The 11604-nt window shown below is 48.7% G+C and carries 12 protein-coding genes and 1 tRNA gene; 1 reads left to right on the plus strand and 12 read right to left on the minus strand.

The features are described 5' to 3' along the window. Positions 1 to 9 precede the first annotated feature (9 nt). A tRNA-OTHER gene (locus tag CHL74_RS15690) sits at positions 10 to 83 on the plus strand. Positions 84 to 154: 71 nt separating this feature from the next. On the opposite strand, the gene CHL74_RS02115 is transcribed toward CHL74_RS15690, so the two are convergent. The 12 genes from CHL74_RS02115 to CHL74_RS02170 form a co-directional block, all read right to left on the minus strand. Then, positions 155 to 553 carry a hypothetical protein gene (locus CHL74_RS02115; protein ID WP_141241209.1) on the minus strand — a complete coding sequence of 133 codons (399 nt, stop codon included), beginning with the start codon at positions 551 to 553 and terminating at the stop codon, positions 155 to 157. Positions 554 to 577: 24 nt separating this feature from the next. Beyond that, on the minus strand, positions 578 to 1048 hold the full coding sequence (locus tag CHL74_RS02120) for a hypothetical protein (RefSeq protein WP_094879481.1): 471 nt from the start codon (positions 1046 to 1048) through the stop codon (positions 578 to 580). Between the two features lie 40 nt (positions 1049 to 1088). Beyond that, positions 1089 to 2099: an ATP-binding protein gene (locus CHL74_RS02125; RefSeq protein ID WP_094879482.1), complete on the minus strand. Its 1011-nt coding sequence runs from the start codon at positions 2097 to 2099 to the stop codon at positions 1089 to 1091. Between the two features lie 9 nt (positions 2100 to 2108). After that, positions 2109 to 3290 carry a WG repeat-containing protein gene (locus tag CHL74_RS02130; RefSeq protein WP_094879483.1) on the minus strand — a complete coding sequence of 394 codons (1182 nt, stop codon included), beginning with the start codon at positions 3288 to 3290 and terminating at the stop codon, positions 2109 to 2111. A gap of 92 nt (positions 3291 to 3382) precedes the next feature. Further along, complete coding sequence (locus tag CHL74_RS02135) at positions 3383 to 3931, minus strand: hypothetical protein (RefSeq protein WP_094879484.1); 549 nt, start codon at positions 3929 to 3931, stop codon at positions 3383 to 3385. A 16-nt stretch (positions 3932 to 3947) separates the two neighbouring features. Next, positions 3948 to 4559, minus strand: coding sequence for a hypothetical protein (locus CHL74_RS02140; RefSeq protein WP_094879485.1), 612 nt, complete (start codon positions 4557 to 4559; stop codon positions 3948 to 3950). A 186-nt stretch (positions 4560 to 4745) separates the two neighbouring features. Further along, positions 4746 to 6107, minus strand: a complete 1362-nt coding sequence (gene lpdA, locus CHL74_RS02145; protein WP_094879486.1) for a dihydrolipoyl dehydrogenase — start codon at positions 6105 to 6107, stop codon at positions 4746 to 4748. 31 nt (positions 6108 to 6138) lie between these two features. Further along, on the minus strand, positions 6139 to 7602 hold the full coding sequence (gcvPB, locus tag CHL74_RS02150) for an aminomethyl-transferring glycine dehydrogenase subunit GcvPB (protein ID WP_094879487.1): 1464 nt from the start codon (positions 7600 to 7602) through the stop codon (positions 6139 to 6141). Beyond that, complete coding sequence (gene gcvPA, locus CHL74_RS02155; RefSeq protein ID WP_094879488.1) at positions 7599 to 8927, minus strand: aminomethyl-transferring glycine dehydrogenase subunit GcvPA; 1329 nt, start codon at positions 8925 to 8927, stop codon at positions 7599 to 7601. The genes gcvPB and gcvPA overlap by 4 nt, the downstream gene beginning before the upstream one ends. An 80-nt stretch (positions 8928 to 9007) precedes the next feature. Further along, positions 9008 to 9388: a glycine cleavage system protein GcvH gene (gcvH, locus tag CHL74_RS02160; protein ID WP_094879489.1), complete on the minus strand. Its 381-nt coding sequence runs from the start codon at positions 9386 to 9388 to the stop codon at positions 9008 to 9010. Positions 9389 to 9439: 51 nt separating this feature from the next. Beyond that, complete coding sequence (gene gcvT, locus CHL74_RS02165) at positions 9440 to 10528, minus strand: glycine cleavage system aminomethyltransferase GcvT (RefSeq protein WP_094879490.1); 1089 nt, start codon at positions 10526 to 10528, stop codon at positions 9440 to 9442. Between the two features lie 37 nt (positions 10529 to 10565). Then, the gene (locus CHL74_RS02170; RefSeq protein ID WP_094879491.1) at positions 10566 to 11540 is read right to left on the minus strand and encodes a lipoate--protein ligase; all 975 of its coding nucleotides are present in this window, start codon (positions 11538 to 11540) and stop codon (positions 10566 to 10568) included. Positions 11541 to 11604: the final 64 nt, after the last annotated feature.

The following is an 11604-nucleotide window of genomic DNA, read 5'->3' on the forward strand; positions in this document are numbered from 1 at the left end:
AAAAAGTTAGGAAAGAAGGAGGCACGCCTGGAAAGCGTGTAGGCGTCAAAAGCGTCTCGCAGGTTCGAATCCTGTTCTCTCCGCAAAAAGGAAAAGACCCGCTGAACAATAATCAGCGGGTCTTTTTTGTAATAGTAGGTTCGATGTTTGAGGATTACTCGTCAAACTCAGTCATCAACTTCTTGTATGTGGAGCGTATCTGTCCGATTCTTCTCAATGATTCGTCCAATTGCATTGCGAGGCATTCCTCGTCGCAATAAAAGAACTCGCAGCTGGCTGAAACATTCTCCAGTGTGTTGTCAATGTAGACCTTTGTTAGGGTGATGTCTCTTGACAGTTTGTTACACACTGTCAGTGTCTTGATCTCCTCGCCCTCCTTTATCTTGCTGAACTGCGGAAACATGACCACAAGATAATTCTTCTCTTCCATCTGTGTGCCGAGTATATATATCAGTTTCATCTGATAATGAAACATAACGTCTCCATCGTCATCTATCTTTGGCTTGTAACCCATTGATTCAAGGGTCTTTACCACTAAGTCTTTCTTTGTCATACTGTTGTCCTCCTTTCTTTTTATTCATTCATCTTTGTCTCCCTCTGTGTCGTCGTACAGCTCCGCTGCTTCCACATCACTGGTCGCGTCTGCATCACTGTCTTCGGAGAAAGAAGCTTCAATCTCCTTTATTGCGTCGAAAGCAAAGTGCAGACCGGCATCAAGCTGGACTATCATGTGCGGGATGATGTTTTCAAGGTCGTCGTCTCCCATTAACTCACGCTCGTAGAAGAGCCATATACTGTCTCCGATTGTGTAGGCTTTGACGTATTTCAGTGTGGAGTTGAGCTTCTCCGTGATGGCGCAATGCTCTCCTATCTTGTCTTCTTTGTAATCGTAGATGCCTGGCAAGCAGATGGACAGAAATTCATCATCGTTCTCGTTGGGCAAGAACAAGAAGTGCTTGCCTTCATAATTGAATCCGTATCCTGTGTTGTCAATGCATTCCGCATTAAAACCGAGAGCAGCTAATGTCTCAAGAACCTTTTCCTTCATAATTGTTAGTGTTTATTTAGTTATTAATCGTTGTTTATTATTAGCAGAACCCTATGCTGACATGCTTGCAGCCTTCGTCTTTGGGTGAGAATTCGCTACGCACTCGTTCGAACTCTCGGATGTCGTGTCTGCTGACCGACGGACTGCGTTTGGCGATAATCTCCTCAAGCTGCGATTGTGTGATACGACGTAGTTGGCGGTCCTCGCTGTCTACAGCCTCGTTGAACTTCTTGCGTGCGGCAGACTTGACAATGTAGGTGATGTCGCTGCAGTTGTAGCCTTCGGTTAGTTCAGCAAGACGTTCCATATCAATGTCCTCGTCTTTGGGCAACTTAGCTAACTCTAATAAGAACAGATTCTTACGGGCTTCGTTGTCAGGCATGTCCACATACACCAGCTCGTCAATTCGTCCAGTACGGAGCACAGCCTTGTCGATGCGCTCTGGATGGTTGGTAGCGGCAAGCACGTAGATGCCTTTCTCCGAGGCATTGTTGAGCATACAAAGAAACTCGTTTACCTCATTGTCGTAGTGCTGGTTATTCTCATTTCCAGTACGACGAGGCACCATAGCATCGAATTCGTCGAAGAAGAGCAGGGTGGGGGCGTGCTTCTCCGCATCCTTAAACAGCTCGCCAATCTTCTCTTGCGTACCGTGCACCAAGGAGCTTGCAATGTCGTCAGGCACCACCTTTATAAAATGTATGCCCACTTCCTCTGCCATTTTCTCTGCGAAGAATGTCTTGCCGCATCCTGCCGGACCGTAGAAGAGCATCGAAGGGGGACGAATGCCGTATGCTTCAGCCAGTTCATGGTTCTGGAGAATGTTGATGAATCCTTCTCTGACCATTTGTTTCAGACTGTCCATGCCAGCAATGTCACCAAAACCATGACCATGCTTCTGTCTGTCCTTCTTGGCTGCCGGCTTTTTCTTGGCAGCTTTAGGTTGGGTTTCCTTCTTCTCTTCTTTTTCTGTAGGTGTCGTTCTCTTCTCGCTGATATTGCGTAACCAATCTCTTTCTGTCTTTGAAGTCTCCATCTTTTCGTCCTCCATCTTTTCGATCTATTTTACTTTTATTCCCTTTCCGTTCACCACTTCACCACTTGCATATCCCTTTCGGCAGAAATACAGGTCGTAGCCAATAGCGGAGATTTCTGTGTATTTGGGAGCGGTGAGCACCTTTCCGTCTGGCGTCATCAATCCATACCAGCCACTTGCAGCCTCATAACGCTTGCATCTTGCGGTCTTATACACTGGCAATGGAGTTCCCGTTTCGCCATCAGGATTGTATTCGTCACCACTCTCACCGTTCTTGTCATAGCGTAGTTCGCCGGTTTCATACAGCAAGTTGTTTATTCCGCTGATTAGGAAGTCATCCGTCAGATTGCCCTGCAAATCATAATAGCGTAATGTATGGTCTGCCATTTCTGCTGATATCTTATTGCCAGACACCCATAGATTGGCGTCTATGAACGGCATCACCACTTTCATGCTTTCAGATATTATGCATTGCTTGCCTCCTTTGCTTACTATCCAGAATGAGTCGACAGGCTGGATGCGGTCATATTCTGCCTTCATCACCCAATTGCCTTGTTTGTCTATCATGCCGAACTTGTCGCGTTTATTACTGTGCAGGACGCAATGGTTATTGTGGAACACATATCCGTCAGCGCCAGGAATGTAAGGAATCTTAGGGTCTATCGCTACATTGCCGTTTGAGTCGATAAACTTTATCCATCCGTCATCATCCACAGAGGCAAGTCCGTCAGAGAAAATCCATGCATGCTTGTACTTCGGTTTAATGGTAAGATCGCCGGTAAGCATATTGAAGTAGCCTCTGACCTTGCCGTTGCTGTAGCATACCATCGAATCGTTTCCCAAAGGCTTGGCTATCCAGAGAATGTTCTTTACTGTCCTCTTGCCATCACGTGTTTCCACGTAACCGTCCGAAACATATCCATCCCCATAGTATGAGACATCACGTGAGAGATATTGGGAATAGCTGTATGAATGATCTGTCTGGGTGTGATCAACTACTTTGTTGTAGATGGCGTTGAAGAAAGCTCCCGCCGTAACGCATGCGAAAGCGAACATTACGAAAGCGAAACTGCCTCCAACAACGCGACGAATGAACTTGCCGTACTTCGACTCGTCTTTCATTCCAAGAATCACCGTAAACCATTCGGCTGTCGCAGCTATAATGCCCGTCAGTCCTTTCCAGAATAAAATAATAGCTCTTTTCATAGTTATATTAATATTTGATTGTTGTTTCACTTATCTATGAAAAGAGAGTACGAAAAGTAACCTTTGTCTATCACGTAAACGAAAAAAAACTCTTACAGATAATAAAAGTTATTATAGTTGAACTCTGATAACGGAGTATGTTCGTCGTCCAACTCTTTCATTCGTGTAGGAATTTCATGCCATGGCGTTTCTTCGTCAATCAGCTTGCGCAAATGGCAGAACATTGTTCGGTTAGAGCTGCGGATTTCGTCTTGAGTTGTCTCTATCCCATATTCCTCAGCCTCGCTCATTTCAGAGATAATCATTCCTGAGAATAGTCCATGCAGTCCTTCAGCCTTGGCAAACTCTACTGCATGACACCAGATGCCAATCATATTGCTGCCGTGTCGGCGAAGCTGATAGGCTTGCGGATGACCTACGATGATGCCGTCGAAGCCTTCCTCTTCATCATTCTTACGGTAATAAAGTCCTCTTTCACTACCATGACCAAGCAGCATGATGCGATCTCTTATGGAAGTGCTATGCAAGAATTGCCCCATCATCCGATTGGAATATTCTTTTGTGATCACTTTTGCTTCAAGTCCTTCATAAAGGAGCTGGAGCACATCGGTTGTCCTGTCTTGTGGATGTACTACTAACATAATTCTACTTTGTTTTTTAAATGTAAATGAAATTCTCAAAGTTGTACGTGAAGAGATGGTCGTACTTCCAGGCTTCTTCCTTCAGCAATTTTGGTATGCGTCGGAGAGATACGTTATTGCCTAACATCTCGCCTAAAGTTCTATAGAGCACTTCGTTTGAGTCGTCTATGTATGAGTTGAGCGTCATTGTTCCAATATGCTCCGCATCCTTGGCGTTATGATAAAATTCTTTGGTGAACAGTCCGTGCAGTTTATGGCGTCGTGCAAACCTTGACGATTCAGGCCATATTCCTATAATATGTCCGTTATGTTTGCGCAGGAGATAACCTTGAATCTTATTCAAGATATAAACAGGATGCGTGATGCATGCAGCAACATGCTCAAAGTATTTCGGCTCGTCAAATCTTGTCGGGTCAAGTTGGATTTCATGATTGAACTTGTTGGAATATAGTCCGTCTCTATCACCATCTCCGAATATCAATATCGGCTCTTCAGGAGGAGTCTGTGCCAGCAATGGGCCTACGCCACCGCGCTCATACCATTCATCTTCCACCACTTTCGCATCCAGATTCTCATATATTGTGGATGCCAATGCCAACTGCTTGTCCTTACAATGAATAACTAACATAGCTTTCTGGTTTTATATTGATTATTAATTTGAATTGTTCGCTTTATCGTTAATGGTATAGAGTACGTAAAAAGTAACCTTCTATCTTGAAAACAATTTATTTGCTAAAAATAAAAGGACGGAGTGTCAGTAACTGTTGTTACTGCGCTCCGTCCTGTTTGTTGTTTTTCCGTTAATGCCCTAACCTTAGAGGCTTATGTCATGAAGAACCTCTGAAAGGGTGGGGTGTGTGTGGATGATGTCTGCCAATTCGCTTACTGTAGCATCCTTGTTCATGAGTGCTGCCACCTCCTGAATGATGTCAGAAGAATGTGCGCCATAAGCGTGGCAACCGAGAATGCGTCCGTCCTCTGGAGTGACGAACAGCTTGATCATGCCGTCCGTGGCATCCATAGCGAGAGCCTTACCGTTGGAACGATAGAATCCCTTGCGGCATACGTATTCTGTGCCGGCATCCTTAAGGTTGTCCTCACTCTTGCCGACGCTTGCTGCCTCGGGAGTTGTGAAGATTGCCGACGGCATAATGTCAAAGCGGATGTTGTCCTCTTTGCCAAGTATGCGGCGAACAACGTGCAGACCTTGGAATGTTGCAGCGTGTGCAAGCATACAACGTCCGTTAACGTCGCCGATGGCATATACGCCCTCTACGTTGGTCTGGAAGTTGTCGTCCACAACGATGCCGGTACGACCACACTCGATGCCTGCTGCCTCAAGGTTGAGACCCTCAACAACGGCACGACGACCAGTGGCAACGAGCACGATGTCTGCGCTTACCTCAGAAGCCTTGCCCTTCTTCTCGAAGGTGACAACGAGCTGACGTGATCCGTCCTCCGCGTTCTCTTCACGGATTGACTTGACGCCTGACTGCATAGAGAAGTCTACTCCGCGCTTCGAGATAGCCTGACGAAGACGCTTGGCGATGTCCGAATCGAGAGTGGGAAGACATTCCTTGAGGAACTCTATAACCTTAACCTCGCTACCCAAGCTGCTGAAGATGGAGGCAAACTCCATTCCTATAACTCCTGCACCGATGATGCAGAGGCGGCGTGGCAATGTGGTGAGAGCAAGAAGCTCTGTTGACGTAACCACACCAGGAACGTTGATGCCCTCTATTGGGGGCATCTTGGCTTCGCTTCCGGTGGCGATGATGATGTTCTTGGCGGTGTAAAGCTCGTCGCCTACTGCCACGGTATGAGCGTCCTTGAAGCTTGCTGTTCCCTTTACGAATGTGATGCCGGGAGTCTGCATCAAGAGTTCGATGCCGCTGCGCAACTGGCTAACCACCTGGTCCTTACGCTCTATCACCTTTGCGAAGTCAATGGCGCCAAGAGAAGCCTCTGCGCCGAACGCAGCTGCCTTTCTTACGGTCTCCACCACTTCGGCGTTGCGGCATAATGTCTTTGTGGGAATACATCCTCTGTTCAGACAGGTGCCACCAGCCTCCTTTGCCTCAATGATTACGACAGACAGACCGTTTGTCGCAGCAAAGTGAGCGGCTCTGTAGCCTCCGGGACCGGAACCTATTATGATAAGATCAGAATTGTTCATAATCTATCTGTTTATTTTCAGGTTTACCTTATTATGCCTGTCCTTGTTCCTGTTTCCAAGTAAGGATAGGCTGCTTGGCTGCCAGCACGTCGTCCACACGACCTGTAGGTGTGTTGTGCGGAGCAGTCTTCACAATCTCAGGATTGGTGCGAGCCTCCTCTGCAATCTTGTGCATAACGTCGATGAATGCGTCGAGAGTCTCTACGCTTTCGTTCTCCGTCGGCTCTATCATCATTGCCTCGTGGAAGAGCAGCGGGAAGTAGATGGTAGGAGCGTGGTAGCCATAGTCGAGCAGACGCTTTGCTACGTCCATTGTGGTAACGCCGGTGCTCTTGTCCTTCAGACCGTCAAACACAAACTCGTGCTTGCAGACAGTCGGGATGGGCAATTCATAGTCGTCGCGGAGCGACTCCTTGATGTAGTTGGCAGCGAGAGTGGCGAGCGGACCGACCATGCGTACGTGCTCACGTCCCAATGTAAGGATGTAGCTGTAAGCACGCATCATCACGGCGAAGTTGCCGAAGAACTCGCCCACATGGATGTTGCTGTCGTCCGTTGTTACGATGCGGTATGTGCCGTCTGCCTCCTTTGCCACCTTTGGAACGGGGAGCAGATTCTCCAGACCTTCGCGTACGCCAACAGGACCCGAACCAGGACCGCCGCCGCCGTGAGGTGTAGAGAATGTCTTGTGCAGATTGATGTGCATAACGTCGAATCCCATATCGCCAGGACGGCAAGCGCCGAGCATCGGGTTGAGGTTAGCTCCATCATAATACATCAGACCGCCGCACTCGTGAACGAGGCGCTGAATCTCAGGAATCTCACGCTCGAAGAGACCGAGAGTGTTGGGGTTGGTCATCATCACAGCTGCGATGGTGTCGTCGAGCAGACCACGGAGGTCATTAACGTCCACTACGCCATTGGCTGTTGACTTCACCTCCACAATCTCCAGTCCGCAGACAGCAGCAGAAGCAGGGTTGGTGCCGTGAGCCGAGTCAGGTACGATAACCTTAGTACGCTTCAGGTCGCCACGACTCTGGTGGTAAGCGCGGATAACCATCAGACCTGTAAGCTCGCCGTGTGCTCCAGCGAACGGATTGAGTGTGAACTCCTTCAGGCCGGTAAGGGCAGAAAGAGCCTTCTGCATCTCGTAATAAAGCTGAAGAGCGCCCTGGCATGTGTATGCCGGCTGCAGCGGATGGAGAGCCGAGAACGACGTCAGAGCCGCCATCTCTTCGTTTATAACGGGATTATATTTCATTGTGCAGCTTCCAAGAGGGTAGAAGCCGTTGTTCACGCCAAAGTTGTTGTTGCTCAGATTGGTATAATGGCGAACAACAGTCAGCTCGTCGCACTCAGGCAGTTCAGCGTCCTTCTCACGGCGCTGCTCAGCGGGCAGTTCATAGTTGCCAAACTCATTCTTGGGCAACGAGTAGGCACGGCGTCCCGGACGAGAAAGTTCGAAAATCAGATTTCCGTATAGTCGATTGTTCATAGCTGTTCCTCCTTTACGATATTTACGAGACGATGAATCTCCTCCTTAGTACGCTTTTCTGTTACTGCAAACATGATGGTGTCTGCTTCCACCTTTATGCCGCCCATAATGCCGTTCTCTATGAAACGTTTCTGCAAGCTGTCAACGTCTCCCTTGTATCTCAAGCAGAACTCGTTGAAGAAGGGCTGGTTGTATCTTTCTTCGAAGCGTCCCGTCTCCAGCAACTGGTCGTGCAGGTAGTGAGCGCCGTCGAATGACATCTTAGCAGCTTCCTTCACACCTTCCTTACCCATTACAGACATGTAGATGGTGACGAAGAGAGCCATGAGCGACTCGTTAGAGCAGATGTTGGATGTGGCTTTCTGACGACGGATGTGCTGTTCGCGTGCCTGAAGTGTGAGCACGTAAACGCGCTGTCCGCGATTGTCTACAGTCTTGCCGACAATACGTCCCGGCATCTTGCGCATCTGCTTTTCGCGGCAGCACATATAGCCTACAGACGGACCGCCGAATGCCATCGGGATGCCCAATGACTGACCGTCGCCCACTGCGATGTCAGCTCCCCACTCGCCTGGAGTCTTGAGGAGAGCCAGGTCAGCTGCTACGCTGTTGATGACGAAGAGCGACTTCTGTGCATGGCAGGCATCAGCAAAACCGCTATAGTCCTCCACGATGCCGTGATAGTTAGGCTGCTGAACAATAACACCAGCCACGCCTCCTGCCTTCAGTCTTTCTTCCATCTGCGCCTTGTCGGTCACGCCGTCAGTTTCGGCGATGGTCTCCACCTTGAAGCCATGGAAATGAGCGTAAGTCTTGACAACGGCCACTGCCTTCGGGTCGAGTGTAGCCGAAACAAGCACGGTGTCAGTCTTCTTGGTTGAAGCGAGTGCCATAATGGCTGCCTCTGCAGTAGCTGTTGATCCGTCATACATGGAAGCGTTAGAGATGTCCATGCCGGTAAGCTCTGCCATCATGCTCTGGTATTCGAATATGTAGTGGAGTGTTCCCTGTGATATTTCTGCCTGATACGGTGTGTAGCTTGTGAGGAATTCGGAACGAGAGATGATGTTAGGTACTACGGATGGCGTATAATGGTCATAGACACCAGCTCCAGCAAACACTGTGAGAATCTGGTTCTTGTCGCCCAACTGCTTGAAGTAAGAACGTATTTCTTCTTCGCTCTTAGGCTCCGGTAAGTCGTATTCGCCGCGGAATCTGACCTCTTCGGGCACATCCGAGTAGAGGTCTTCGAGCGAGGTCATACCTGCCTTTTCCAGCATATGCCTGATATCGTCCTCTGTGTGTGGAAAATACTTGAAGTTCATAGGTTTTTAGTTTTTTTTCTTTTACGAAGACGGGGTGATGTTATATGGGGTGGGGTGTTTCCTTGTTTTTGCTTGTCGGCTTATTCCTTGCAGAGCTCCTCGTAAGCGGCAGCGTCCATAAGGTTGTCCAGCTCTGTCTTGTCAGACAGCTCCACCTTCATAATCCAGTTAGCGAAAGCGTCCTCGTTGAGAAGCTCTGGCTTGTCCTCGAGAGCCTCGTTCACCTCTACTACAGTACCAGACACGGGAGAGATAAGGTCGCTGGCAGCCTTTACGCTCTCTACAGCGCCGAAGTCCTCTTCAGCCTCTACCTCGTCGTCCACCTCGGGCATGTCAACGTAAACCACGTTGCCCAATGCGTGCTGAGCATAATCGGTGATGCCTACATAAGCGAAATCGCCTTCTACCTTTACATATTCGTGTGACTCTGAGTAGTAGAGTCCTTCAATTACTTTTGCCATGATTGTTTATTGTTTTTAGGTTTTTAATAATATTGTCTTAGTTGTATTTTCTTACTTCTTGTAGTGCTTGTCGTAGAAACGCTTCTTCACCACTACGCCGGGATAAGTCTTCTTGCGGATCTGTATCTCCAGCTCTGTGCCAAGCTTAGCATACTTGGCGTCGATGAGAGCCATGCAGACCGACTTGTCTGTAGAGATGGTATGGTAACCGGTGGTCACCTCGCCGATCTCCTCACCTTCGTGGAGCACCTTGTATCCGTGACGAGGAATGGCGCGATCCTGAAGCTCTATGCCGATAACTCGCTTCTGCGGGCCCTCTGCCTTCTGCTTTGCAAGAGCCTCCTTGCCGATAAACTCTTCCTTGTCGAGCTTGCAGAACATGCTGAGACCAGCCATAACGGGAGTGATGTCAGCTGACAGCTCGTCGCCGTAAAGAGGCAAACCCACCTCGAAACGGAGAGTGTCGCGGCAGCCGAGACCGCAAGGCTTGCAGCGTCCTGACTCAATAAGCTTGTCCCACTGCTTGATGATGAAGTCGTGAGAAGCGTAAATCTCGAATCCGTCTTCTCCAGTATAGCCGGTACGGCTGATGATGATGGTCTCGCCATCAACGTCGATAGTCTTTGATGTATAGAACACGAGGTCCTTGCATGCCAGTCCGAGCACTTCCTCTACGACAGCCTCTGCCTCAGGACCCTGAACAGCGAGCTGTCCGTAATAGTCCGAACGGTTGGCGAATTCCACGTCATATCCCTCAAGGTGTGACTTCATCCACTCCACGTCCTTGTCGATGTTAGCGGCGTTGATAACGAGGAAAAAGTCGTTCTCAGCCATCTTGTAGACGAGGAGGTCGTCCACCGTACCGCCATTCTCGTAGCACATCATACCATAGAAAATCTTTCCAGGCTCAGCACCCTTCACGTCACCGGTGAAGATATGGTTGACATAACGCTCTGCGTCAGGACCCTTTACGGTCACCTCACCCATGTGAGAAACGTCGAAAACGCCAGAGTGCTGTCTTACAGCGTTGTGCTCGTCAGTAATGTTCGTGTATTGGATTGGCATAATGAATCCGCCAAAAGGTTGCATCAAGGCTCCGAGAGCCACGTGCTTGTCATAGAGACATGTCTTCTTTTCCATATTTAGTAGCTTTAGGTTATAATTTCAGTGTTAGGTTTTATCCGTTTATAAGGATTTCTGTCAGGTCGTCACGTTTCAGACCGAGGATTACGTTGTCGAGCTGTTCCGGCAATGCTTTCTCTATGGCTTCTCTTGTGAGAGGTATGCCCTGAAGGTGCGTGAGCAGCTGGTTGGCGATGTCGCCTACAAGGAAGAAGTCGCCCTTTATGTCGATGTCCTTTATCACGTCGTTCTTCATCTCAAGGTTAACCATGAAGTCGCCGACTCCGTTGATGCGTCCCTTGCGTACGATGTTGTATCGTGGGTTGTTGCCGTAGATGAATTCCGTGGTGAGGTATTCCTCCTCAATGTGTTCTATCTCCTTGATGGCTTCCTCGTCCAGCACGATGGTGGAGGTGCAGAGCGACTTCACGACGTGCTCCTTAAACTCCTCTATGTTGAGCGATATATAGTCTTTCAGCAATGTTATGTGCTGACGTACGCTCTGTATGCCTTTCGAAACCAGCTTGTCGTTTGACGGCGTTATGGCACCCACCATATTCTGCATGTTTGTGTCGTAAAGCATGGTGCCGTGCACGATGCTGCGTCCTGGGATGTGATAGAAGGCGTTGCCTGACACCTTCTTGCCGTCAATCATGATGTCGTTTCGTCCGCTTGCCACGGCAGGAATGCCGAGTCCCTGCAGCATAAGCGTCACCATGTCGATGTATTTGCCGAAGGTAAGGCTGACGTTGTCGTCCGGCGTGATGTATGAGAACATGATGTTGGTCTTGTCCGCATAAACACATCCTCCTCCGCTCTTGCGTCTGTATGTCTGAATGTTATGTTCCCGACAGTAGTCAAGGTTCACCTCGCTCTGTATTAGCTGGTTGCGACCGAATATCACGGTTGGTTCTACTTGCCACATAAAGAAATAGTCGTCAGCGGGCAAATGCCGTGCTGCATATTCCTCCATAGCCAGATAAAAAGTGAGGCGTCGCTCCGTATTTGAGCATAATGTCAGGTGTTTCATGCTTTTAAGGTCTTTAGTAACGTCTGCAAACTTACACAATTTTATTTATATTGCAATGTTTGCG

This window comes from Prevotella sp. 885 (assembly GCF_002265625.1).
Classification (GTDB): Bacteria; Bacteroidota; Bacteroidia; order Bacteroidales; family Bacteroidaceae; genus Prevotella.